Origin of the sequence: Xanthomonas rydalmerensis (genome assembly GCF_033170385.1) — a bacterium.
In the GTDB taxonomy this organism is placed as follows: domain Bacteria; phylum Pseudomonadota; class Gammaproteobacteria; order Xanthomonadales; family Xanthomonadaceae; genus Xanthomonas_A; species Xanthomonas_A rydalmerensis.
This window is the reverse complement of sequence record NZ_CP126170.1, coordinates 3259925-3283259: the sequence shown is the minus strand read 5'-3', so window position 1 is coordinate 3283259 and position 23335 is coordinate 3259925. Positions and strand designations below refer to the sequence as shown.

At 64.7% G+C, this 23335-nt stretch carries 16 protein-coding genes; 13 read left to right on the top strand and 3 right to left on the bottom strand.

Features of this window, described 5'->3' with window-relative positions; all coding sequences use genetic code 11:
- The first annotated feature begins 6 nt into the window (after positions 1–6).
- From QN245_RS13770 to QN245_RS13760, 3 genes are all read left to right on the top strand, one after another.
- Positions 7–1833 (top strand): Svx/AvrXca family virulence/avirulence protein, encoded by a 1827-nt coding sequence (locus tag QN245_RS13770; protein ID WP_317843443.1) that lies wholly within the window; start codon positions 7–9, stop codon positions 1831–1833.
- Between the two features lie 383 nt (positions 1834–2216).
- The gene (locus QN245_RS13765; protein WP_317843442.1) at positions 2217–4631 is read left to right on the top strand and encodes a beta-L-arabinofuranosidase domain-containing protein; all 2415 of its coding nucleotides are present in this window, start codon (positions 2217–2219) and stop codon (positions 4629–4631) included.
- A gap of 504 nt (positions 4632–5135) precedes the next feature.
- Positions 5136–8012, top strand: a complete 2877-nt coding sequence (locus tag QN245_RS13760; RefSeq protein WP_167087562.1) for a TonB-dependent receptor — start codon at positions 5136–5138, stop codon at positions 8010–8012.
- A gap of 318 nt (positions 8013–8330) precedes the next feature.
- On the opposite strand, the gene QN245_RS13755 is transcribed toward QN245_RS13760, so the two are convergent.
- Positions 8331–9353 carry an Ldh family oxidoreductase gene (locus QN245_RS13755; RefSeq protein WP_317843441.1) on the bottom strand — a complete coding sequence of 341 codons (1023 nt, stop codon included), beginning with the start codon at positions 9351–9353 and terminating at the stop codon, positions 8331–8333.
- 438 nt (positions 9354–9791) lie between these two features.
- On the opposite strand from QN245_RS13755, the gene QN245_RS13750 reads away from it, so the two are divergent.
- From QN245_RS13750 to QN245_RS13735, 4 genes are all read left to right on the top strand, one after another.
- The gene (locus QN245_RS13750) at positions 9792–13970 is read left to right on the top strand and encodes an RHS repeat domain-containing protein (RefSeq protein WP_317843440.1); all 4179 of its coding nucleotides are present in this window, start codon (positions 9792–9794) and stop codon (positions 13968–13970) included.
- A gap of 108 nt (positions 13971–14078) precedes the next feature.
- Positions 14079–14411, top strand: coding sequence for a hypothetical protein (locus QN245_RS13745; protein WP_317843439.1), 333 nt, complete (start codon positions 14079–14081; stop codon positions 14409–14411).
- Between the two features lie 375 nt (positions 14412–14786).
- Positions 14787–15761 carry an RHS repeat domain-containing protein gene (locus tag QN245_RS13740; RefSeq protein WP_317843438.1) on the top strand — a complete coding sequence of 325 codons (975 nt, stop codon included), beginning with the start codon at positions 14787–14789 and terminating at the stop codon, positions 15759–15761.
- Positions 15761–16036, top strand: a complete 276-nt coding sequence (locus QN245_RS13735) for a hypothetical protein (RefSeq protein WP_317843437.1) — start codon at positions 15761–15763, stop codon at positions 16034–16036. Before QN245_RS13740 ends, QN245_RS13735 begins: the two co-directional genes overlap by 1 nt.
- A gap of 243 nt (positions 16037–16279) precedes the next feature.
- Here QN245_RS13735 and htpG read toward each other — a convergent pair whose 3' ends face one another.
- Both htpG and QN245_RS13725 read right to left on the bottom strand, forming a co-directional pair.
- A complete protein-coding gene (gene htpG / locus QN245_RS13730; protein WP_184448719.1) occupies positions 16280–18184 on the bottom strand; it encodes a molecular chaperone HtpG in 1905 nt (634 codons plus the stop codon).
- On the bottom strand, positions 18181–18363 hold the full coding sequence (locus tag QN245_RS13725) for a hypothetical protein (protein WP_160970239.1): 183 nt from the start codon (positions 18361–18363) through the stop codon (positions 18181–18183). The genes htpG and QN245_RS13725 overlap by 4 nt, the downstream gene beginning before the upstream one ends.
- Before the next feature lie 33 nt (positions 18364–18396).
- Here QN245_RS13725 and rsmD point away from each other — a divergent pair, with 33 nt between their 5' ends.
- The 6 genes from rsmD to QN245_RS13695 all read left to right on the top strand — a co-directional run bounded on the left by rsmD (position 18397) and on the right by QN245_RS13695 (position 23323).
- Positions 18397–19002, top strand: coding sequence for a 16S rRNA (guanine(966)-N(2))-methyltransferase RsmD (rsmD, locus tag QN245_RS13720; protein WP_184448718.1), 606 nt, complete (start codon positions 18397–18399; stop codon positions 19000–19002).
- On the top strand, positions 18999–19505 hold the full coding sequence (coaD, locus tag QN245_RS13715) for a pantetheine-phosphate adenylyltransferase (RefSeq protein WP_019801822.1): 507 nt from the start codon (positions 18999–19001) through the stop codon (positions 19503–19505). Before rsmD ends, coaD begins: the two co-directional genes overlap by 4 nt.
- A 40-nt stretch (positions 19506–19545) precedes the next feature.
- Complete coding sequence (locus QN245_RS13710) at positions 19546–20040, top strand: hypothetical protein (protein ID WP_160970243.1); 495 nt, start codon at positions 19546–19548, stop codon at positions 20038–20040.
- A gap of 288 nt (positions 20041–20328) precedes the next feature.
- A complete protein-coding gene (locus QN245_RS13705; protein ID WP_184448717.1) occupies positions 20329–20613 on the top strand; it encodes a YfhL family 4Fe-4S dicluster ferredoxin in 285 nt (94 codons plus the stop codon).
- Entirely contained in the window at positions 20610–22367 is a 1758-nt protein-coding gene (ggt, locus tag QN245_RS13700; protein WP_184448716.1) for a gamma-glutamyltransferase, read from the top strand. The genes QN245_RS13705 and ggt overlap by 4 nt, the downstream gene beginning before the upstream one ends.
- Positions 22368–22429: 62 nt before the next feature.
- A complete protein-coding gene (locus QN245_RS13695) occupies positions 22430–23323 on the top strand; it encodes an MBL fold metallo-hydrolase (RefSeq protein WP_184448715.1) in 894 nt (297 codons plus the stop codon).
- The last annotated feature ends 12 nt before the right edge of the window (positions 23324–23335 follow it).

Below are 23335 nucleotides of genomic sequence, written 5' to 3'. Positions count from 1 at the left end.
CGATTCATGCGTATGGTCTCCACGGTGTGCCTGTCGGCCATTCTGGTGCTGGCTGCGCAGCATGCGCATGCGGCGGCTGCGGCCGTCTGCACCGCCGGCCAATGGATCGCCAATCCCGACGACACCGACATGCCGGCGGTCCGCTACGAAACCCGACACTTCGCTTTCCGCTGGAAGGACGGACAAACCGTTTCGCAGGACGACGTGACCTCGGCAGCCAAGGAACTGGAGTTGATCTGGGATGACTACATGGGGCGCGTCGGGTTTCCCGAGCCTTACTGCAATACGGGAAAGAAGTACAAGGTCAGCGTCTACCTGGACCACGACTTCGCCCTGAACGGCGGTACCTCCGCCAGCGGCGGCATGGGCATGTGGATCAATCCGGATCAGTTGGGATATCACTGGGGCCTGGCGCATGAACTCACCCATGGGTTGCAGGGCAGTACCGGCGGCTTGCGTGACTCGCCGTACGTGGGCTGGATCTGGGAATCCCATGCCAACTGGATGGCGCATCAGTATTTCCACGACGATGTGCAATGCTCGGAAATGCTGGTGAACTACCCGCATCTCTACCTTGGCTCGACGCGCGACCGCTACTGCAACTGGCAGTTCATGGAGTACCTCAAGGATCGCTTCGGCTACGCGATCGTCAACGATCTGTGGAGCAAGGCGCCCAAGGCCGGCGATGCCGGCCAGGCCGATGCCGACCCGTTCACGATCCTCCGCGACAACATGGGCTGGAGCCAGTCGCAGCTCAACGACGTGTTCGGCGACTGGGCCATGCACAACGTGCAGTGGGACTACATCGACCCCGATGGTCGCGACCATGGCGCCGTGATGCGCCAGCAATACGGCAGCAATACCGCGTTCGATCCGGAAAACCCATCCGACGAGACCAATCGCGATCGTGCATTGCGCCTGACCCAACTGGATCCGGTGCAGGGCCAGGCCGGCGGCTACCAGGTACCGTTCGACTGGGCGCCGCAGCGTTGGGGGTACAACCTGGTCCGGCTGGTTCCCGCCGAGGGGGCGGATGCGGTCGTGGTGAAGTTCCATGGCAACGTGCAGCAGCGATCGGCGGTCGACACGTTGCCGGGGCTGGCGAACGATCCCGAGACGATCGGCGTGCCGGACTCGGATTGGCGCTGGGGCCTGGTCGCGATCGATGCGAACGGCAAGCCGCGCTACAGCGCATTGCAGCGTGGCGCCGATGCCGCGCTGTCGTTCCAGGTGCGCAGCGATGACAGCGACCTGTATCTGGTGGTCATGGGTACGCCGAGCAAGATGCAGAAGATCAAGTGGGATCAGTCCTACTATTCGGTCTACCGCTATCCGTGGCGCGTCACCTTGGAGAACGCCTATCCGTCAGGCGGCCAGCCCGGTGCGCCGACCCCGACGCGCGTCGGCAGTCGCCACCCCAACGGCGGTGGCTGGGTCGCGCAGCATGCGTATGTCGCGTCGACGGCCTATGTCGGCCCGCAGGCGCGGGTGCTTGGCGGCAAGGTGCTGGGCGATGCGCGGATCGAGGATCACGCGACGATCCTGGGCGGGCAGGTGCAGGACGGCGCCGTGGTCGGCGGCTTGAGCGTGCTGCAAGACGGAGTGACGATCAAGGATCGCGCCCAGCTGCAGACGGTGTTCAAGCCGGCAGGGGCATTCGGTGGGTTCACGCTGTCCGGCGCCGCGCAGATGCGTGGCGACGTCGAGCAGCGCGGCGCTTCGGCGAGCAAGGGCGTGTTCTACGGTTACGTGGATGCGGACACGGTGACCAATCCCGACTATGGCGCCGACCTGACCGACGCGGTGCCAGAGGTCACGGCGCGGCCACGCTGATCGACCGGCAATGACTGGCCGGCGGCGTCGCGGCGGATGCCTGTGCATTCGCCGCGACACCGTCGCAGTTTTCCTGATGGCTGCATGACGCGACGTGTCGTGTAGGTGGCTCATGAGACGCAGGGCACTGGTGTGTCGGCCGCGTTCGCCTGCGGCGTGCGCAGTGCTTGGTCGCCTGCGGCCGGCCGAAGCGGCGATTCGGCAGAAATCCGCATCTGCACGCATCAGTGGGGACAAGACGCGCTGTCACCCGGATGACACAGTGGCCATGGATCCGCTGGTCGTTGCCCTGCGGAGTCGGCGTCCCGACATCTCACACAGGAGCAGTCCATGCCTCGATGCGTTTCTTTCCCGCATGCCGCGTCGCACGCGGGAAGCCGGCCATGAGCGGGCAGGGCATGCATCGGCATGGCGCCGCGTGCGCGCATGTCACCGGGGAGGCGGCCGGCGCCGCACTGGATCCCTCGCGGCGCCGCTTCCTGCAGTGGAGCGCGCTGGCGGTGGCGGCCGGGATGCTGCGCTTCCCGCTCGACGCCGCCGCGTCCACGCCCGGGCGGGTGCAGGCGCTGCCCTTGCAGCAGGTCACGCTGAAGCCGTCGCTGTTCCTGGATTCGCTGCAGACCAACCGTCGCTACCTGCTGGAACTGGAGCCGGACCGTCTGCTGCACAACTTCCTGCAGAACGCCGGCCTGCCGCCGAAGGGCGCGGTCTACGGCGGCTGGGAGGGCGACACCATTGCCGGCCACACGCTGGGCCACTACCTCAGCGCGCTGGCGAAGATGCATGCGCAGACGCGCGATCCCGTGCTGCGCGAGCGCATCGACTACATCGTCGCCGAACTGGCGCGCGCGCAGGCCAAGGACGCGGACGGTTACGTCGGCGGGCTCACCCGCAAGAACGACAAAGGCGCCATCGACAGCGGCAAGGTGGTGTTCGAGGAAGTGCGCCGCGGCGTCATCAAGGGCAGCAAGTTCAATCTCAACGGCAGCTGGTCGCCGCTGTACACGGTGCACAAACTGTTCGCCGGCTTGCTCGACGCGCACGAACTGGCCGGCAACGCACAAGCGCTGCAGGTGCTGCTGCCGCTGGCCGGCTATCTGGGCGGGGTGTTCGACGCGCTCGACCATGCGCAGATGCAGACCCTGCTGGACACCGAGTTCGGCGGCCTCAACGAGTCCTACATCGAGCTGGGCGCGCGTACCGGCGATGCGCGCTGGATCGCCATCGGCAAGCGCCTGCGCCACGAGAAGGTGATCGACCCGGCCGCGGCCGGGCGCGACGCGCTGCCGCACATCCACGCCAACACCCAGGTGCCCAAGTTCATCGGCGAGGCGCGCCAGTTCGAGGTCGCCGGCGACGCCGATGCGGCCGCGGCGGCGCGCTTCTTCTGGGAGACGGTGACCGCGCACTACAGCTACGTGATCGGCGGCAACGCCGACCGCGAGTATTTCCAGGAGCCGGACACCATCGCCGCGTTCCTCACCGAGCAGACCTGCGAGCACTGCAACAGCTACAACATGCTCAAGCTGACCCGGCACCTGTATCAGTGGACGCCGCAGGCGCGCTACTTCGACTACTACGAGCGCACGCTGCACAACCACACCATGGCCGCGCAGCATCCGGCCACCGGCATGTTCACCTACATGACGCCGATGATCAGCGGCGGCGAACGCGGTTTCTCCGACAAGTTCGATTCGTTCTGGTGCTGCGTCGGCAGCGGCATGGAAGCGCATGCGCAGTTCGGCGATGCGATCTATTGGCAGGACGCCACGTCGCTGTACGTGAATCTCTACATCCCCTCGCGGCTGGACTGGAGCGAGCGCGACCTAGCGCTGGAACTGGACAGCGGCGTGCCCGACAACGGCAAGGTGCGCCTGCAGATGCTGCGCGCCGGCGCACGCGCGCCGCGGCGGCTGCTGTTGCGGGTGCCGGCCTGGTGCCAGGGCCGCTACACCCTGCGCGTCAACGGCAAGCCCGCACGCGCGGCGCTGGCCGACGGCTACCTGACGCTGGAGCGCGACTGGCGCGCCGGCGACGTCATCGACCTGGACCTGGCCACACCGCTGCGGCTGGAGCACGCGGCCGGCGATGCGGACACGGTGGTGGTGATGCGCGGGCCGCTGGCGCTGGCCGCCGACCTGGGCCCGGTGAGCACGCCCTACGACGCGCCGGACCCGGCGCTGGTGGCCGCGGCCGATCCGCTGCGCGGCTTCGCCGAGCTGCCGCAACCCGGCCATTTCCTGGCCAGCAGCACGCAGCCGACTGGCCTGACCTTCGTGCCGTTCTATGCGCAGTACGAGCGGCGCAGCGCGCTGTACTTCAAGCGCATGGGTCCGGCCCAATGGGCGCAGGAAGCGCAGCGACGGGCGCGCCGCCAGGCCGAGCAGGACAGCCTGCGTGCGACCGCGGTGGACATGATCCAGTTCGGCGACGAAGCCTCCGAGCAGGCCCACCAGTTGCGCAGCGACACGTCCTTCGGCGGCGCCTACCGCCGCCAGCAGTGCCGCGACGTGCGCGGCAAGGGCTTCGTCGAGTTCCGCATGCGTGGCAGCGCGCAGCCGCTGGCGCTGCGCCTGCGCTTCTGGGGCAGCGATAAGGGCCGCTTCAACATCCTGGTCAACGGAAAGCTGGCCGTGGAAGTGGCGGTGGAGCGCGGCCAGGTGATCGATTTCGTCGACCGCGACTACCCGCTGCCGCCGGCCTTGACCCGCGACGCGCAGCCGCTGACCGTGCGCATCGAGCCGCAGCACGGCGACACCGCCGGCCCGCTGTTCGGCGGCTGGCTGATTCCGGTGTGATGCGGCCCGGCACGAACATCGGCATCGCCTCGTGCGACCGATTGCAGCGTGTGCCTGTCGTGGCGGCGTCTGCGCGACACGGCGCCATGCCGCAGCACGGCCGTCGCGCACAGGCGCCGACTCGCACCCGACCATGCATGATTCCGCACGTGAAACCGCGAATCGCGACAAGACGCGGGCATGCATCCACGGCACAGTGTGACCGCGTGATGAAATTCTGATCGCATCGTCGTACCGGCCGTGGCGCCGGCGCGCGCCACCGGAGCGCCGCCGTCGTCGTCGGACGTCATCGCAGTAGCGGGGAGCCGCGCACCGGCCGTGCGCGCAGGACATCGCCATCCCCGCGGTGCGCCAGGCCGTCAAGGCCGGGCGCAGGCATGCCATCGCAGGCGCCGCGCAGGCGCCACCGTCCAGCAGGTCCGTCCGTCGGCATGGCGCCGGCATGGCGTCGTTCGGCCTGCGTTTCTCACTGTCCCGTCTCGTCATCACTCCTGGAGCTCGCCCATGTCGTTTTCGCCGCCACGCCCCTCCTTCCGTCATGCCGCGACGCCGCTGGCGCTGGCGGTCGCCACCGCCTTGTCGCTGGGCAGCGCGGGGACGGCGCAGGCGCAGGAGGCGAGCGCCGACAGCGCTCCCCAGACCCTGGACAGCATCGTGGTCACCGGCTCGCGCCTGCGCCGCGTCGACACCGAGACCGCCAACCCGGTCGTGACCATCAGCCGCGCGCAGATCGAGGCCACCGGCAAGGCCACGCTCGGCGATCTGGTGCAGGAGCTGCCGTCGATCGCCGGCAACGCCACCAATCCGAACACCAACAACGGCGGCGGCACCGGCGCCTCGGTGATCTCGCTGCGCGGCCTCGGCGACAAGCGCACCCTGGTCCTGGTCAACGGCACGCGCCTGGCCAGCAACGACGTCAACGCGATCCCGGCGACCATGATCGAGCGGGTGGAAGTGCTCAGCGACGGCGCCTCGGCGGTGTACGGCTCGGACGCGATCGGTGGCGTGGTCAATTTCATCCTGCGCAAGGGCTTCGACGGCATCGAGGCCAGCGCCGACTTCGGCACCAGCTCGCGCAGCGACGGCAACCGCCGCAACTTCTCGCTGACCGCCGGCAAGACCAGCGAGCGCGGCAGCATCGTCGCCGGCCTGTCCTACCACGACATCGATCCGGTCTCGGCCGGCGAGCGCGCCTATTCCAAGGATGCGCTGTCGCTGATCGACGGCGTCGGGGTGAAGCAGGGCTCCTCGGCCACCCCGACCGGCAGCATCAGCTTCAACGACGGCTCGGCCGCGGCCAAGGCGCTGGCGGCGAGCAACGGCTGTTCGCGGGTCACCTTCAACGGCGGCAGCAGCAGCCCGACCAACGCCAGCCAGTACCACTGCTACGTCGCCTCGACCGATTCCTACAACTACCAGCCCTACAACCTGCTGCAGACCCCGCAGGAACGCACCAACGCCTTCGTGCTCGGCAGCTACCGTTTCAACGACCATCTGGAAGGCTACGTCAACACCTACTTCAGCAAGACCACCTCGTCCTCGATCATCGCGCCGATCCCGATCTTCGCCAACGGCGACAACTTCCTGGTCTCCTCCGCAAGCTACTACAACCCGTTCGGGGTCAACTTCGGCACCGACCGCAGCACCGGCACCTCGTACAACAACTTCAACACGCGCGCCACGGTGCTCGGCAACCGGCAATACCAGTACGACACCTACAATTTCCAGATCAATCCGGGTCTGCGCGGCAGCTTCGGCGACAGTTCCTGGCAGTGGGATGCCAGCCTCAACTACGGCAAGGTCAAGCAGAAGTCGATCAACCAGGGCTTCCTCGACTACGCCGGCTTCAACGCCGCGGTGGGGCCGTCGTTCCTCGCCGCCGACGGCACGGTCAAGTGCGGCAGCGCCGGCGCGGTGATCGCCGGCTGCACCCCGATCGACGTGTTCAACCTCAACGCCGCCAGCAACAAGGCCGCGCTTGAGGCGCTGGTGGTCAACCCGATCGTCACCAACGTCTACACGGTCAAGCAGTTCGAGGCCAATGCCAACGGCGAGCTGTTCGCGCTGCCGGCCGGTACCGTCAGCCTGGCCGCCGGCGTGTCCTACCGCAAGGAAAGCACCAGTACCGCCGCCGATCCGCTGTGGACCGGCGACGAGAACGGCATGTGTGGGGTGCTGGAGTACTGCGCGTCGGTGCTCGGCGGCAGCTTCAGCGTCAAGGAAGCCTATGCCGAAGCGCTGTTCCCGCTGCTGGCGGGGCTGCCCGGCGTGCACTCGCTCAACCTGACCGTGGGCACCCGCTTCTCCGACTACGACACCGTCGGCAGCAAGACCAACAGCAAGGTCTCGCTGGAGTACCGCCCGATCGAGAACCTGTTGCTGCGCGGCACCGCCTCGCAGGTGTTCCGCGCGCCCAACATCAACGAACTGTATGCGGGCGTGGCCGGCGACTCGCCGTCGGTCACCGACCCGTGCAACGGCTACACCGGCGGCCATGCCGCGGCCTGCGCCAACGTGCCCACCGACGGCAGCTACCAGCAGGCCGACAACCAGGTCGGCGCCAAGGCCTCCGGCGCGGCCGTGGCCGGCTACCAGCTCAAGCCGGAGACCGGCATGTCCTACGACTTCGGCGTGGTCTACGACCCGGGTTGGGTCGAGGGCCTGTCGATGAGCGCGGACCTGTGGAAGATCAACCTCAAGGACACCATCACCCAGGTCTCGGCGCAGACGGTGCTCAACCAGTGCTATGCCAACGACGCCAGCGCGTTCTGCGCGCTGATCCACCGCAACGACAACGGCACCGTCAACTACATCGCCGAGCCCACCGTGAACCTGGGCAAGCTGTGGGCCAGCGGCGCGGACTTCAGCCTCAACTACCGCCTGCCCGACACCGCCTGGGGCAGCTTCAGCGCCGGCCTCAACGGCACCTACGTGATCCGCTACGACATCAACCCCGACACCACCGACCCCAGCACCGTCACCATCCACAACGCCGGCAAGTACACCTACGCCTACGGCAACTTCCCGCGCTGGCGCGCGCTGGGCACGCTGAACTGGAACCTGGGCGACTGGAGCGCGTCGTGGCGCGTCCGCTACATCGGCCGCACCGAGATCGGCAGCGCCGACACGCGGCAGAGCCTGTCGGCTGACGCCGATCAGCCCGCCGTGGTCCGCGACATCGGTGCCTACGTTTACCACAGCGTGCAGGTGGGCTATCAGGTCAAGCCGTGGAACACGCGCTTCGAAGTGGGCGTGGACAACCTGGCCGACCGCCAGCCGCCGCTGTACTACGCCAACAACGTCACCAACGCCAACACCGACGTGGCCACCTACGATCTGCTTGGCCGCTACTACTGGGCGCGCGCGACCGTGAAGTTCTGAGCCGAATGCTGTTTGCACAGGCGAGCAGGGTGCCGGTGCCGTGGCGGGTGGAGCCCGCCGCGGTGCGCTCGGCCGGTGCGCTTCCGCACCGGTGGCGTCGAGCCGTCACGGCGTGCGGATTGCGGGTTGGCTGCCGCATCTGGCGCGGCGCATCGCACGATTGCGCCGCGTACCTAGCGATGACGGAAGGCCACTCGTAGGAGCGGCTTCAGCCGCGACAGGCATCACCGGTAACGCCGCGTCGCGGCTGAAGCCGCTCCTACACGACGACGCCATGTCCCGCTGAGCTACGGCAAAGCGGGCTATTAGCGGCGCCCCTCAATCGAGCAAGGCCAGCAGATCCTGATGTAAGGCCTGTGGAATCCGCACACCTTCGCTGCGGCTGCGTGCCCGCGCCTGGTAGCGGCGTTGCGACGGCAGGCGCGCCCCGGTGGCCTCGTAGGCGGCAAAGAAAGCTTCCGCGCGGGCCAGATGCGTCGCACGGTCGGCGCCGAGGAAGCGCGCCGGATCCAGTGCCAGGATCAGTTCGCCGTGGTAGGGCGCCGCGCCGGCACCGGCGTCGTGGGCCAGCGATTCGGCGCTGGTGAGGTCGCCGATCAAGGGGCCGGCGATCAGTTCGATCATTACCGACAGCGCCGAGCCCTTGTGTCCGCCGAAGGTCAGCATCGCGCCGCCGTCGGCGACCGCGGCCGGGTCGGTGGTCGGCGCGCCTGTCGCATCCACGCCCCAGCCTTCGGGAATCGGCTGGCCGGCGCGGCGGCGCAGCTCGATCTCGCCGCGTGCCACCGCGCTGGTGGCGAAATCGAACACGAAGGGTGGCGCGTCCACGCGTGGCCAGCCGAACGCCAACGGATTGGTGCCCAGCAGCGGCGTGCGACCGCCGGCCGGCGTGACCCAGGCATGGCTGGGGTTGCAGATCAGCGCGACCAGACCGGCCTCGGTGAGCCGTTCCACCTCTGGCCATAGCGCGGAGAAGTGAACGCAATGGTTGATCGCCAGCGCCGCCAGGCCATTGCCGCGCGCCTTTTCGATCAACAACGGCAGGCCGCGCTCGAACGCCAGCAACGAGAACCCGCCGCACGCATCGACCCGGACGATGCTGGGCGCATGGTCGTGCACGACCGGCTCTGCGTCGCCCAGCACCTTGCCGTTGCGCAGCGTCGCCACGCAACCCAGCGTCCGGTACAGCCCGTGCGAGGCGCAGCCGTCGCGTTCGCCGGCAACGATGGTGTTGGTGAGGGCGTGTACATGGGCTGGGCTGAAACCGGCGTGGGACAGGATGCGCTCGACCAGGGCGGTGGCCTGGTCCAGGGATAGTGTCGAAGTGGTGTTGGCGGTCATCGAGAAAAGTCGGCGCTGGGACGCCTCGGATTTTCGCCCGGACGTTGTTTGTGAGAACGCTAGGAGTTAGGCCTTAATTGTCGATTTCATCCGCTTACTGGCCAAGTGGCAAGCATGCAGCGCCCAAGCTTGAAGCAGTGCGATGACTGGCTACTCAAGATTTGCTCAGTCGGCAGCTTGGCGGCTTTCACCTCTGTAAGAGGCGACGCCGCTCATCGGACATCTGAAAATTTTCTTGACAGCTATCCCTGAAATGATCCGATAATTCGGCGAGGTCATCTGACCTTTAGGGGATTTCCTTCAGTCGACCCCACTCGTGCTTCGCGCGAGCGGTTTGTTTCATTTTTTTTGCAATCTCGTCATCGCGATACTTCCTTTGAGCATCGCGTTCGTTCGTGGAATTCGGCCGGCAACGGGCTGGAAGGAAAGAGGCAAGCGATGTTCAAGGCAAGGCTGTTGATCGGCATGGTGTTGCTATGCCTGGGCACGCGTGCGCACGCGTCTAACGACGTAACACCCTACGAGGAATACGAAAAGAAGATCAAAGCATCGCAAGTAGTCGGCCCGCTGAAAGGTGACATCTTCGGCGAGAACATTAGTTTGTACGACCGCAGCGTTAGCTTCCGTGCTACAGATGTAGATGTACCTGGCAACAATGCATTGCCGGTCGCGATCGGGCGCGAGTTCAAAGTCATGAATCGGCGCCAGGAATATGTGGCTAAAGGGTTTGGTGACTGGGAAATCGATACGCCGCGTGTATACGGTGAATTTTCGGCTGAGAGGGGATGGGTGACGACCAGCAGTTCGCCTACCGCGCGCTGCTCAATACCGAGTCGGCCCGACGCGGCGATGACGGTCAACGGCATCACCTATGCCGGTACTGCCGATGACGTTTGGCATGGCTATTACCTGCATGTGCCCGGCGCTGGCGAGCAGGAACTTCTCGTCGACAATCAAGCCAAGACGCCGCGCCCCACCGACGGCGCAACTCGTCCCTGGATCACCAGGGATGGATGGCGCTTGGGCTGCCTGACCAATGTCAGCAACTACGCAGGGGAGGGGTTTCTCGCCATCTCCCCGTCGGGGGTAAAGTACTACTTCGACTATGCCATTGCGACTCCGATCAAACCTTACTCTGTGCCCCAGTTCGGGAGCGTAGTTGCTCGGGCGCGTATTGCGCTGATGGCCAGTCGCATCGAGGATCGCTTCGGCAACTGGGTGACGTACAGCTACTCGGGCGACAAGCTTTCCTCGATCCAAGCAAGCGATGGTCGATCGATCGCGCTCAGTTACAACGGCGATTTGATCAGCAGCATCCAGGCCAGTGGCCAGACCTGGACGTATGGCTACGAATTCAGCACTGCCTACCCGTCGCAGCAGGGCGCTTATCGCCTGAAGACCGTGACCCAGCCGGATGGATCGCAGTGGATCTACAGCATCGCTAGCGGCAACATGCTGCCCACGCGTGAGCCGCCGGCTGGTGGCGGCCCCAAAAAATGCATCTCAGAGCCGGACGCGATGAACGGCGCCGTATCCCTGCAGATCAACCATCCTTCGGGTGCTGTCGGATTGTTTGCTTTCACGTACACGAGGCAGTATCGCACCCACACCCCGATCCACCCCTGCGACTACGTTGGGAAGCCAACGCCAACCCCATACGTGCCTGGCTACCTCGATAACTATGCACTGGGGTCGAAGACCATCACCGGTCCTGGCCTGCCACAACAGGTTTGGAACTATTGGGCGGATGCCCCGCGTTCCAACAATTTCTACACGTCGGGTCAAGCGACCGATCCGTGCCCGACATGCGTTCCAAGCAAGATCGTCAAAGTCGTCAATCCTGACGGCACCGCGACTTCCTACGAGTTCGGCTTCATGTACGGTCTCAACGACGGCCGTCTTTTGAGCACCACCGTACTGGACGCCAGCGGAAATACGGTTTCAAAGACTACTAATACCTACTTCGCCGATGGTGACGTTGCCTCTCAGCCGTTCCCGGCCGAAATGGGTAAGTCGCTGCTCGGGATTCCCAATCCGTTGACCAACGTGCTGCGCCCGCTGCGCAGCAAGACCGTGCAGCAGGACGGAACGACCTATACCTGGACTGCCAATGGCTTTGATGCGTTTGCACGTACGCTCAGCGTCACACGCTCAAGCCCCTGGCATTCGCGCACGGATGCGACCGAGTACTACGACGACCTGGGTAAGTGGATCATCGGGCAGCGCGCCAGGAGCATCAACACCGATACCGGGCTGGTGGAGTCCCAGACCAGCTACGACACCAACGCGATGCCGTCCCAGCGCTGGTCGTTCGGCAAGCTGCGCCTGACCTTGGGCTATAACGGCGATGGCACGCTGGCGACGGTCAAGGATGGCAACAACAGCACGACTACCGTGTCCAGTTGGAAGCGCGGCGTTCCGCAATCGATCCGTTATCCGGACGGCACAACCGACTCCGCCACGGTCAACGACAGCGGCTGGATCACCGCGACCACCGACGAGAACGGCTACACCACCAACTATGGCTATGACGCGATGGGTCGACTGGCGAGCATCGCCTATCCCGCCAACGACACCGTGGCCTGGGCTTCTACCACGCAGGCATTCGAGCAGATCAACGTCACTGAGTATGGGCTGGCCGCGGGGCACTGGCGACAGACTGTTGCCACCGGCAACGGGCGCAAGGTGACCTACTTCGACGCATTGTGGCAGCCGCTGCTGACGCGCGAGTTCGATGCCGGCAACGAAGCAGCTACCCAGCGGCTCCATAGGTTCGCCTACGATCAAGACGGTCGCACCACATTCGCCTCGTACCGCGGGACCAGCGACGCACTGACTACCGGAACCTGGACCAATTACGATGCACTGGGGCGCAAGACCTCGGTTTCCCAGAACATCGAACAGGGTGGGGCGCTGACCACTTTGACAGAGTATTTGGCAGGTAATCAAACCCGCGTTACCGATCCGCGCGGCAATCAGACGGTGACCGGTTACCAAGTCTTTGACAAGCCCGATTACACAAACCCGGTCTGGATCCAGCATCCGGAAGGTGCCAACACGGATATCAGTCGAGACTTGTTTGGCAAGCCGCTGTTCATCCGTCGCCACGACGGCAACGGCACCGTGTCGATGACGCGCAGCTATGTCTACGACAGCTATCAGCAGCTGTGCAAGACGGTGGAACCGGAAACCGGCGCCACCGCCAATGGCTATGACGCCGCCGGTAACTTGGTCTGGAGTGCGGCTGGCCTGTCGCTGCCCAGCACCACGTCGTGCGACGCAGATTCAGCATTTGCTTCCGGGCGCCGGGTCGATCGCAGCTATGACGTGCGCAATCGCATTAAGACGCTGAGCTTCCCGGATGGCAACGGCAACCAGGCTTGGACCTATTGGCCGGATGGGGCGGTCAAGCAGATCACGACCACCAACAACGGCGTCGCCACCTACAACAGCTACGCCTACAACAAGCGCCGCCTGTTGATCGCCGAAAGCCAGGGCCAGGCCGATGGAGAGACCTGGGCGCTGGGCTATGCCTACGATGCCAATGGTAACCTGGCCGCGCATCGTTATCCGTCTGGGCAGACAGTGGACTATGCGCCCAATGCCCTGGGGCAGCCCACCCAGGCCGGTAGCTACGCCATGGGCGTGAGCTATTACCCGAATGGTGCGATCAAGCAGTTCACCTACGGCAACGGCATCGTCCACACTATGACGCAGAACGCGCGTCAATTGCCGGATACCAGCCGCGATGCCTACGGCGACACTGCGTTCCTCAGCGACGGCTACGACTACGACGCGAACGGCAACGTTGCTGCGATCAGTGACGGCGCCACCGGTCGCGGTGGTCGTGGTAACCGCGACATGACTTACGACGGCTTGGATCGCTTGATTTCCACCAAGTCGGCGATGTTCGGTTCCACGCCTGCGAGCTACAGCTACGACGTGCTCGACAACCTGACTCACGTCGCCGCGCCGGGCCGTGATCACTATTACTGCTACGACAGCAACTGGCAGCTCACCAACGTCAAGACCGGGAGTTGCGGCGGCAGCACTGTCATCGGCATGAGCTACGACCCGCAGGGCAACCTCGGCAACAAGAATGGCCAGGTCCTCGTATTTGACTATGGCAACCGCCTGCGCCAGGCGACCGGCAAGGAGACGTATCGTTACGACGGCAACGGCCGTCGCACTTTGGCGCTGCAGAGCGCAGGCAACATCGGCTCGCTGTACGACCAGTCCGGTGCATTACGTTTCCAGAAGAACCAGCGCCAGTCCAAGTCCACCGACTACATCCTGCTGGGCGGCAGCCTGGTGGCCGAAGCCGACTGGCCACTGGGCCAGCTTGCATCGGTCAAGGACTACGTGAACTGGAACCCGGTCTCCGGTGCGACCCGCTATGTGTTGGAAGAGAGCGTGGATGGCGTTACCTGGACTGCAGTGTACGACGGCAGCCAGGGGAGCTGGACTTCGTTGGCTAGGCCGGCAGGCACGTATTCTTATCGCGTGACTGCGTGCACAGCGGACGATAACTGCACCGCGGCTTCGAACGTGACGCATGACCAGCGGCCCGCGGTGGATATTGTGCCGTTGCTGTATCAAATGCTATTGAACGATTAGTTCTTGTCGATCAATTAAGCATATGAGCGTAGCTATCTAAAGGTGATCTTTGGGTGGTTATGAACTTAATGATGTATTGAGTAAGAGGGTTTTTTAATGAAAATTAGAATGATGAGCCTGCTGTCGCTGATCCTAGTCCTGTGTTTTTGTCAGGAAGCGTGGGCCGTGCAAGTGATGCCGTCGGCTAAAATCACGTATGTGGAAAACGGATGGTATGGAGAGGGTGTGGCGATCCATATGTCCATTGACGGCCCGCCTGGATGTTCTGCAGCACTGAATGATTTGGCAATCGATAAAAATCATCCGTCGTATCAAGAGCTCATCGCGATGGCGTTGACCGCGTATACGAAAAATATGGATGTTGGGCTCGTGGTTGATCCGGGGGTATGCCTCTTCGGAGGTCGCGTTAAGGTAATTGCGATAAGGTTCGTGCAGAACTAAAGTTTTATGGTGCGCGGCAGCGTTGGCTGTCAGGATGCGAGGGTCCGACAGATTTTGTTAATTTATTTTCATCGCTCTGGATTCAGCCGGAATCCGAAGAGGCTCTGGCTGCAGTCAGAGCAGTGGAATGTAAGGCCACTTCAGGAAACAAAAATCCTGCGTTTTCATGCCGGCCAGCCAGGTAGGGCGTTACTCGCCTGATGATGGTTTTTTTTTAAAATTACAAGTAAGCGTGCTCTGGTGGAGTCTGCACCTTAGATTTCGTTATATAAGTTGCACCGTAATATTGGTAGGGGAAGCGCTGATGATCTAACTTCTATTCAGAAAGTAGATTCTACATCGCGCATCGATGGTTCCAACTCGCAAGGACGAGTGATGTCAAATTTCCAGGGGATTCGTGCGGCACTGCGCCTGATGGCTACGGTCGCTCTTTCATTGTTCGTCGCCTTTGGCGTCTCGGCGCAGACAGTCCGCTATATCCATACGGATGGATTGGGGTCTGTTGTGTTGGTGACGGACAAGGATCGTAACGTCTTAGAGCGCAGAGAGTACGAGCCTTACGGGAGTGTAGTAAGTCAGCCGGTGATGGATGGGCCTGGCTATACGGGTCACGTCATGGACGCGGCTACAGGTCTGACGTATATGCAGCAGCGATACTATGATCCGGCAATCGGGCTTTTTTTGTCGGTTGATCCCGTTGCTCCGCAGAAAAGTGATTTCCGTCACTTTAATCGCTACGTGTACGCGTTCGGTAATCCTTATCTCTTTAGTGATCCCGATGGGCGTGATCCGTACGGATGCGGTGACTACTTGCGTTGTCCTAAGATTGTTGATTTGCTGGCAGTTAAAGTTGCGCCATCAGGGCCGGCAGCCAATGCGGCTCAATCCAGATTTTCCGTTGTTCCAAAAGGTTCAAGCGTTAGCCCGCTTAAGGCAAAGGGTTTTCCTTATGTAGTCAGCGTTCCAAATGGTGTTTTGCAAGTGGGAATTCATGCCTCTGTCTCAGCCTTGGCGGCTACCGAGGCGGGTGTAGGATTTGCTGCTGATACAAATGGTGGAGTAGGGACTTACTCCACGGCAGCTTATGGAGCGGGACCATCTGAAGATGCCAACCTGAGCGTGGTTGTTACTTGGTCTAATGCTAGTACAATTAATCAGCTGGCAGGAGGTGGAACTTCTGCGAATGTAGGTGGAGGTATGTTGGGCCATGCTTCGCTAGGAGGGGGAGTGTCGGATGCTTCTCCAGGTTCGCCGACTATTTATAGCGGCTCACTTTCTGTGGGGCTTGGAGCCGGAGCGGGAGGTACTGCAATGCATACTGAAACGCAAATTTATAGGTTTGGTGATTAATGAAGAATGGGTTTGCAAGAGTATTAGTAATCCCGAGCTTTCTTTCTGGGATGGCTATGATTTTTTTTGTCAGGCCTTATGTTGTTCAAGTGATAATTTCAAGTAGTCCTATGGTTGCAAATGACTCGATTGGCAAGGTTTATGAATATAGCCAGCATGGCTATGTTGTATTTTTAAGTTGGCTTGATTTATTTTTAATGAATGCTGCGACAGCTATTGGTTTTTTGCTTCTGGTTGCTTGTGGTATGTTGTTGAAGAAAATGAACAAGAATTGATATTTATTTTAAAATGATGTGAAAATAGTTTATATTTATTTTGGTATTTTATTACGCTGCCTGTCATGGATGTCGGCTGTGCTCTCGCTTGGCTGCCTCCCCTACGCAAAGCCAGGGTGGTTATCGTGAGGAAGTTAAAGGCTGTGGTCGTCCACGCCTTAGTTTTGCGCAATTATTATTCTTATGTAAAACCGAGGCCGGCAGATGCCGGCTTCGTTCTTTTCGCAATCAAACGTCTCAGGCCTACACCGACAATTCCAACAACAGCTTGTTGAGCCGCCGCACATACGCCGCCGGGTCCTTGAGGCTGTCGCCAGCCGCCAGGGCGGCCTGGTCGAACAGCACCTTCGCCAGATCGCCGAAGCGCTCGCCGTCGGCTTCCGCGTCCAGCTTCTCGATCAGCGGGTGCGCCGGGTTGAACTCGAACACTGGCTTGCTCTCCGGCAACTTCTGGCCGCTGGCTTCCAGGATCTGCCGCATCTGCAGGCCCAGGTCGCCCTGGCCGATGGCCAGGATCGCCGGGGAGTCGGTCAGGCGGTGCGAGACGCGCACTTCGGAGACCTCGTCCTTCAGCACGTTCTGGATGCGCTCGACCAGGCCCTGCTTGGCCTTGGCGGCCTCTTCCTTGGCCTGCTTCTCTTCCTCGCTGTCGAGCTTGCCCAGGTCCAGGTCGCCGCGCGCCACGTCGACGAAGGACTTGCCATCGAACTCGGTGAGGTAGCTCATCAGCCACTCGTCGATGCGGTCGGTGAGCAGCAGCACTTCGATGCCCTTCTTGCGGAACACCTCCAGGTGCGGGCTGTCCTTGATCTGCGCGTAGCTCTCGCCGGTCAGGTAGTACAGCTTGTCCTGGCCTTCCTGCATCCGCGCCACGTAGTCGGCCAGCGACACGTTCTGCGTGCCGTCGCTGCCGTGGGTGGAGGCGAAGCGCAGCAGGCCGGCGATCTTCTCGCGGTTGCCGAAGTCCTCGGCCGGGCCTTCCTTCAGCACCTGGCCGAAGTTCTTCCACACGCCCAGGTAGCGCTCGGCGTCGTCCTTGGCCAGCTTTTCCAGCATGTCCAGGGCGCGCTTGGTCAGCGCCGACTTCATCGAGTCGATCACCGGGCCGGACTGCAGGATCTCGCGCGAGACATTCAGCGGCAGGTCGCTGGAATCGACGATGCCCTTGATGAAGCGCAGGTACAGCGGCAGGAACTGCTCGGCCTGGTCCATGATGAAGACGCGCTGCACGTACAGCTTGAGTCCGCGCGAGGCGTCGCGCTGGTACAGGTCGAACGGGGCGCGGCCGGGCACGTACAGCAGCGAGGTGTACTCCAGCTTGCCCTCGACCTTGTTGTGGCTCCACGTCACCGGGTTCTCGTGGTCGTGGGCGATGTGCTTGTACAGCTCCTGGTATTCCTCGTCCTTGATCTCGTTGCGCGGGCGCGTCCACAGCGCGCTGGCGCGGTTGACGGTTTCCCACTCGGGCGTTTCCGGCTTGTCCTTGTCCTCGCCGTGATGTTCCTTGGGCAGTTCGATCGGCAGGGCGATGTGGTCGGAGTACTTGCGCACGATGCCGCGCAGCTTCCAGCCGTCGGCGAAATCCTTCTCGTCGTCCTTCAGGTGCAGCACGATGCGGGTGCCGCGCTCGGCCTTCTCGACGGTGGCGACCTCGAACTCGCCTTCGCCGCGCGAGGACCAGTGCACGCCTTCGCTGGCCGGCAGCCCGGCGCGGCGGCTGTACACGTCGACCTGGTCGGCGACGATGAAGGCGCTGTAGAAGCCCACGCCGAACTGGCCGATCAGGTGCGAATCCTTCTTCTGGTCGCCGGACAGGTGCTTGAGGAACTCGGAGGTGCCGGACTTGGCGATGGTGCCCAGGTGCGCCACGATCTCCTCGCGGCTCATGCCGATGCCGTTGTCGTCGATGGTGACGGTGCCGGCGTCCTTGTCGAAGCCGATGCGGATGCGCAACTGCGCGTCGCCGTCCAGCAGTTCCGGCTTGACCAGCGCCTCGAAGCGCAGCTTGTCGGCGGCGTCGGAGGCATTGGAGATCAGCTCGCGCAGGAAGATCTCCTTGTTGGAATACAGCGAATGGATCATCAGCTGCAGCAGCTGCTTGACCTCGGTCTGAAAGCCCAGGGTTTCTTTTTGGGTTTCCACGCTCATCGGTAGGTGCTCCATGAAGGATGGGCGGCCGCGCGGAGGAGGGCACGGCTCTGCCGGCCGACATGGTGGCGGCCGCGGCCGGCTTCAAGCACCGGGCCGCGCAGACGCCGGTCGGCGCGCTGGTCTATGATCCGGACCCCGTTCCGCCGCCCGTCGCCGATGCCGTCCTTGCGTTTCATGTCCTGCCTGTCCAGGCCCCTGCGGGGCTGCCGATGAGCCGTCCCGGCGGCGGGCAGGTGCGGATCATCGGCGGGCGCTGGCGCAACACGCGGCTGCCGGTGCCGGACCTGGCCGGGCTGCGCCCGACTTCCGACCGGGTCCGCGAGACCCTGTTCAACTGGCTGCAACCGGTGTTGCCCGGGGCGCGCGTGCTGGACCTGTTCGCCGGCAGCGGCGCGCTGGGGCTGGAAGCGGTGTCGCGCGGCGCGGCTGGCGCGGTGCTGGTCGAACGCGACCCGGGCCAGGTGGCACAGCTGCGCGCCACGGTCACGCGGCTGCAGGCCCAGGACCAAGTGGAGGTGGTGCAGGGCGATGCGCTGCGTTGGCTGACCGAGGCGCCGGCCAATGCCCCGGCGGACATCGCCTTCGTCGACCCGCCGTTCGCCGCCGGGCTGTGGGACGCGGTGCTGCAACGCCTGCCGGCGCGGCTGGCTGCCGACGCCTGGCTGTACCTGGAGTCGCCGGCCGGGCAGGGACCGGCGCCGCCTGCGCCCTGGGCGCTGTACCGCGAGGGCGGCAGCCGCGAGGTGCGTGCTGCCCTGTACCGGCGCACCGCTGCTACACTTCCCGGCGACCTTCACGCGGTACCCGACGCATGACCGTGGCCCATAGCCGCATCGCCGTCTATCCCGGCACCTTCGATCCGATCACCAACGGCCATATCGACCTGGTCAACCGTGCGGCGCCGCTGTTCGAGCAGGTGATCGTGGGCGTGGCGCAGAGCCCGTCCAAGGGTCCGACACTGCCGTTGGAGCTGCGTGTGTCGCTGGCCCGCGAGGCGCTGGCCGGGCACCGCAACGTGGAAGTGCTGGGCTTCGACACCTTGCTGGCGCATTTCGTGCGCTCGGTCGGCGGCGGCGTGCTGCTGCGCGGCCTGCGCGCGGTGTCCGATTTCGAATACGAGTTCCAGATGGCGAGCATGAACCGGCATCTGATCCCGGAGGTGGAGACGCTGTTCCTCACCCCGGCCGAGCAACACAGCTTCATTTCGTCCTCGTTGGTGCGCGAGATCGCGCGCCTGGGCGGGGATGTCTCCGGCTTCGTGCCGCCGTCGGTGGTGCAGGCGCTGGTCCAGGCCCGCCAGGCCGCCGCGCAGCGCTGAGCCGTCCACCATTCACTGACGACACAGAGGGAGCCGTTCCATGAACACCACCGCACGCGCGTTGCTGATCGCTTCGCTGGCCCTGGGCTTCACCGCCTGCAAGAAGGAAGAGGCCGCCAAGCCGGCCGCCGACGCGCAGCCCGCGCTGACCGCCCCGGCCAAGGACGACGACGCCGGCTGGAAGAAGTACCTGCAGGAAGTGGCGATCCAGAACATGGGCAACGTCACCAACAGCCCGTTCCTGTACTACCTGCCGCCGGAGTCGGATCCGGAGTTCCAGGCCAAGTACGACCGCCAGGTCGAGAGCGCCACCACCGCCATCGGCCGCGGCATCCAGCCGGGCAACATGCTGGCGTTCGGCTCCTCGGCCTCGGCCAAGATGGCCGACCTGATCACCGCGGCCTTCGCCAAGGTCGAGCCGAACACCATGAAGGGCGTGCGCGTGGTCTACATCGGCGCCCCGGCCGACAGCGCCCGCGTCGAAGCCGTGGTCAAGCCGACCGGCGCCGACTACATCTTCGTCGAAGCCAAGTAAGCCCGCAGGGCCGGCGCGCCGATGCGCGCCGGTCCCGCCATGTCGCGCCGCACGGCGCGAACCCAGTCTCTCCGCCACAGCGGAGAAGGGCCTGGCCCTCGAGACCAGGCGTGCCATCTTTCGATGCGGCGATGCCAGGCGCCGTGTGTCCGGCGTCGATCGCGGGGCAGACGCGCTCCTTCACGACGAGGCAATGGCGATACAGCGTTCCGCGCCATGGCGCCGCCTTCGCGGGGCCGTCCCGTCCCGATCCGGTAAACTGCCCGGGTCAGTGCCGAAGTGCGCCCCATGTCCCTCAAGATCAACGAGCTCTGCGTCAACTGCGACGTCTGCGAGCCGGCCTGCCCGAACCAAGCCATCGCCATGGGCGAGACGATCTACGTGATCGACCCGGCCCGCTGTACCGAATGCGTCGGCCATTTCGACGAGCCGCAGTGCGTGGTGGTGTGCCCGGTGGAATGCATCGACCCGGACCCGGCCATTCCGGAGACGCACGCGCAATTGCTGGCCAAGCTGCAGCGCCTGCAGCGCGACCACCCCGAGTTGTACCCACTGGAGCCCCCCGCCGCATGAGAAGCCTCGTCCGCCGTGTCCTGCTGCTCGCCCTGGTCCTGACGCCGTCGGCGTGGGCCGAGGCACCGGTCGCCGAAGCGACTGCCACCGCCCCAGCCGCGCATCCGCCCGGTGCCGCGATCGCCAGCGGCCACCGTCTGGCCACCGAGGCCGGCCTGCAGATCCTGCGTGAGGGCGGCAATGCCTTCGACGCCGCAGTGGCGGTGTCCTCGACGCTGTCGGTGGTCGAGCCGATCAGCTCGGGCCTGGGCGGCGGCGGCTTCTTCCTGCTGCACGACGCCAAGACCGGCAAGGACGTGATGCTGGACGCGCGCGAGACCGCGCCGGAATCGGCGACGCCGGCCGCGTTCCTGGACGCCAAGGGCGAGCTGGACCGCGACCGCTCGATCAACGGCCCGTGGTCGGCCGGCATCCCCGGGCTGCCGGCGGCGCTGGTGGAGCTGGCGACCAAGCACGGCCGGCTGCCGCTGCGGCAGTCGCTGGCGCCGGCGATCCGCATCGCCCGCGAAGGCTTCCCGGTGTACGCGCGCATGGCCGAGGGCTACCAGTCGCGGCGCAAGGTGATGGAGCGCTATCCCGGCACGCGCGAGGTCTACCTGCGCAACGGCCGGCCGATCGCCGAGGGCGACGTGTTCAAGCAGCCGGAACTGGCCAACACGCTGCAGTTGCTGGCCGACAAGGGCTTCGATGGCTTCTACCGCGGCGCCACCGCCAAGAAGCTGCTGGCCGGGGTCAAGCAGGCCGGCGGCCGCTGGACCGCGCAGGAACTGGCCGGCTACACGGTCAAGGAACGCACGCCGATCCGCTTCGACTACAAGGGCTGGACCATCACCACCGCGCCGCCGCCGTCCTCCGGCGGCATCGCCCTGGCCAGCATGCTGCAGATCCTGGAGGGCTACGACCTCAAGACCATGGACCCGGTGCACCGCGTGCACCTGACCGTGGAAGCGATGCGCCGCGCCTACCGCGACCGCACCTTCTTCCTGGGCGACCCGGATTTCACACATGTGCCGCAGCGCATCCTGCTCAGCAAGGACTACGCCGTGGGCCTGCGCTCGACCATCAACCCGGACAAGGCTACGCCCAGCGATCTGCTGTCGGGCCAGCCGACTCCGCTGGAAGACGACGAGACCACGCATTTCTCCATCATCGACGGCGAAGGCAACCGCGTCGGCGCGACCCAGACGGTCAACCTGCTGTACGGCTCCGGGTTGATCCCCAAGGGCACCGGCGTGCTGCTCAACAACGAGATGGACGATTTCGCGCTGCGTCCGGGCACGCCCAACGCGTTCGGGGTGATGGGCTACGCGGCCAACGCGCCCAAGCCGGGCAAGCGCCCGCTCAGCTCGATGTCGCCGACCTTCATGGAGAACGCGGACAAGGCCATCGTGCTCGGCACCCCGGGCGGCAGCCGCATCATCACCATGGTGCTGCTCGGTATCCTCGGCTACGACGACGGCCTCACTGCGCAGCAGGTCGCCGCGTTGCCGCGCTACCACCACCAGTGGCTGCCGGACGTGATCGAGGCCGAGACCGGCACCTTCGACGCGGCCACGGCCAAGGGCCTGGAAGCGATGGGGCATGCGCTGAAGCTGCCCGGCGACAGCGCCGAGGATGGCCACGGGTCCAGCCACGTCTGGGGCAACCTGCAGACGGTGGAATGGGACAAGCGCCGTAACGTGCTCAGCGGCGGCAGCGACCCGCGTAACGAGGTCGGCAGCGCCGAAGTGCTGCAGACCGCGCCGGCGCGCTGAGCCGCGCGACGCCCGCTTCTGCGAATCCCCACTCCCCACTCCCCACTCCCGAATCCCCGCTCATGAAGCTCTGGTCCATCCAAGGCAACTCGCAGAAACTTGACGGTGGCGCGATGTTCGGCAACGCGCCCAAGGCGATGTGGCAACAGTGGGCCGCGCCCGACGACGGCAACCGCATCGCGCTGGCCTGCCGCGCGCTGCTGGCCAGCCCGCTGGCCGGCAAGACGGTGTTGTTCGAGACCGGCATCGGCGCGTTCTTCCCGCCGGCGCTGCGCGAGCGCTACGGCGTGCAGGAGGCGCGGCACGTGCTGCTGGATTCGCTGCAGGCTGCGGGCTTTGCGCATACCGACATCGACGTGGTGGTGCTGAGCCATCTGCACTTCGATCACGCCGGCGGCCTGCTGGCGCCGTACCGCGAAGGCGCCGCGCCGGAGCTGCTGTTCCCCAACGCGCAGTTCCTGGTCGGTGCGGCGCACTGGCAGCGCGCGCTGCACCCGCATCCGCGCGACCGCGCCAGCTTCATCCCGGAACTGCCGGGCCTGCTCGAGGCCAGCGGCCGCCTGGAACTGGTCGAGGGCGACTACTCGCGCGCCCTCGGCGAGGCGGTGCGATTCCGTTTCAGCGACGGCCACACGCCGGGGCTGATGCTGGCCGAGATCGTCGGCCCCCACCACGGCGAGGACGGCCAGGCGCACGGCGGGGTGGCGTTCTGCGCCGACCTGATCCCGGGCCGGTCGTGGGTGCACGTGCCGATCACCATGGGCTACGACCGCAACGCCGAGCTGCTGATCGACGAGAAGCGTGCGTTCCTGGAAGACGCGCTGGCGCGCGACGTGCGCCTGTTCTTCACCCACGACCCGGACTGCGCGCTGGCGCAGGTGCAGCGCGATCCCAAGGGCCGCTTCGTCACCGCGCACGAAGTGCCGGCGCTGCAGGCGCGCGCGCTCGCCGCCTGAGCGCGGCGTTCC

What these genes read in the sequence shown, in the direction of transcription:
- QN245_RS13765 (WP_317843442.1), top strand. Translation starts at nt 2,217, where the DNA reads ATGAGCGGGCAGGGCATGCATCGGCATGGCGCCGCGTGCGCGCATGTC.
- QN245_RS13695 (WP_184448715.1), top strand. Translation starts at nt 22,430, where the DNA reads ATGAAGCTCTGGTCCATCCAAGGCAACTCGCAGAAACTTGACGGTGGC.
- ggt (WP_184448716.1), top strand. Translation starts at nt 20,610, where the DNA reads ATGAGAAGCCTCGTCCGCCGTGTCCTGCTGCTCGCCCTGGTCCTGACG.
- rsmD (WP_184448718.1), top strand. Translation starts at nt 18,397, where the DNA reads ATGAGCCGTCCCGGCGGCGGGCAGGTGCGGATCATCGGCGGGCGCTGG.
- QN245_RS13770 (WP_317843443.1), top strand. Translation starts at nt 7, where the DNA reads ATGCGTATGGTCTCCACGGTGTGCCTGTCGGCCATTCTGGTGCTGGCT.
- QN245_RS13710 (WP_160970243.1), top strand. Translation starts at nt 19,546, where the DNA reads ATGAACACCACCGCACGCGCGTTGCTGATCGCTTCGCTGGCCCTGGGC.
- QN245_RS13745 (WP_317843439.1), top strand. Translation starts at nt 14,079, where the DNA reads ATGATGAGCCTGCTGTCGCTGATCCTAGTCCTGTGTTTTTGTCAGGAA.
- QN245_RS13755 (WP_317843441.1), bottom strand. Translation starts at nt 9,353, where the DNA reads ATGACCGCCAACACCACTTCGACACTATCCCTGGACCAGGCCACCGCC.
- htpG (WP_184448719.1), bottom strand. Translation starts at nt 18,184, where the DNA reads ATGAGCGTGGAAACCCAAAAAGAAACCCTGGGCTTTCAGACCGAGGTC.
- QN245_RS13705 (WP_184448717.1), top strand. Translation starts at nt 20,329, where the DNA reads ATGTCCCTCAAGATCAACGAGCTCTGCGTCAACTGCGACGTCTGCGAG.
- QN245_RS13750 (WP_317843440.1), top strand. Translation starts at nt 9,792, where the DNA reads ATGTTCAAGGCAAGGCTGTTGATCGGCATGGTGTTGCTATGCCTGGGC.
- QN245_RS13740 (WP_317843438.1), top strand. Translation starts at nt 14,787, where the DNA reads ATGTCAAATTTCCAGGGGATTCGTGCGGCACTGCGCCTGATGGCTACG.
- QN245_RS13725 (WP_160970239.1), bottom strand. Translation starts at nt 18,363, where the DNA reads ATGAAACGCAAGGACGGCATCGGCGACGGGCGGCGGAACGGGGTCCGG.
- coaD (WP_019801822.1), top strand. Translation starts at nt 18,999, where the DNA reads ATGACCGTGGCCCATAGCCGCATCGCCGTCTATCCCGGCACCTTCGAT.
- QN245_RS13760 (WP_167087562.1), top strand. Translation starts at nt 5,136, where the DNA reads ATGTCGTTTTCGCCGCCACGCCCCTCCTTCCGTCATGCCGCGACGCCG.
- QN245_RS13735 (WP_317843437.1), top strand. Translation starts at nt 15,761, where the DNA reads ATGAAGAATGGGTTTGCAAGAGTATTAGTAATCCCGAGCTTTCTTTCT.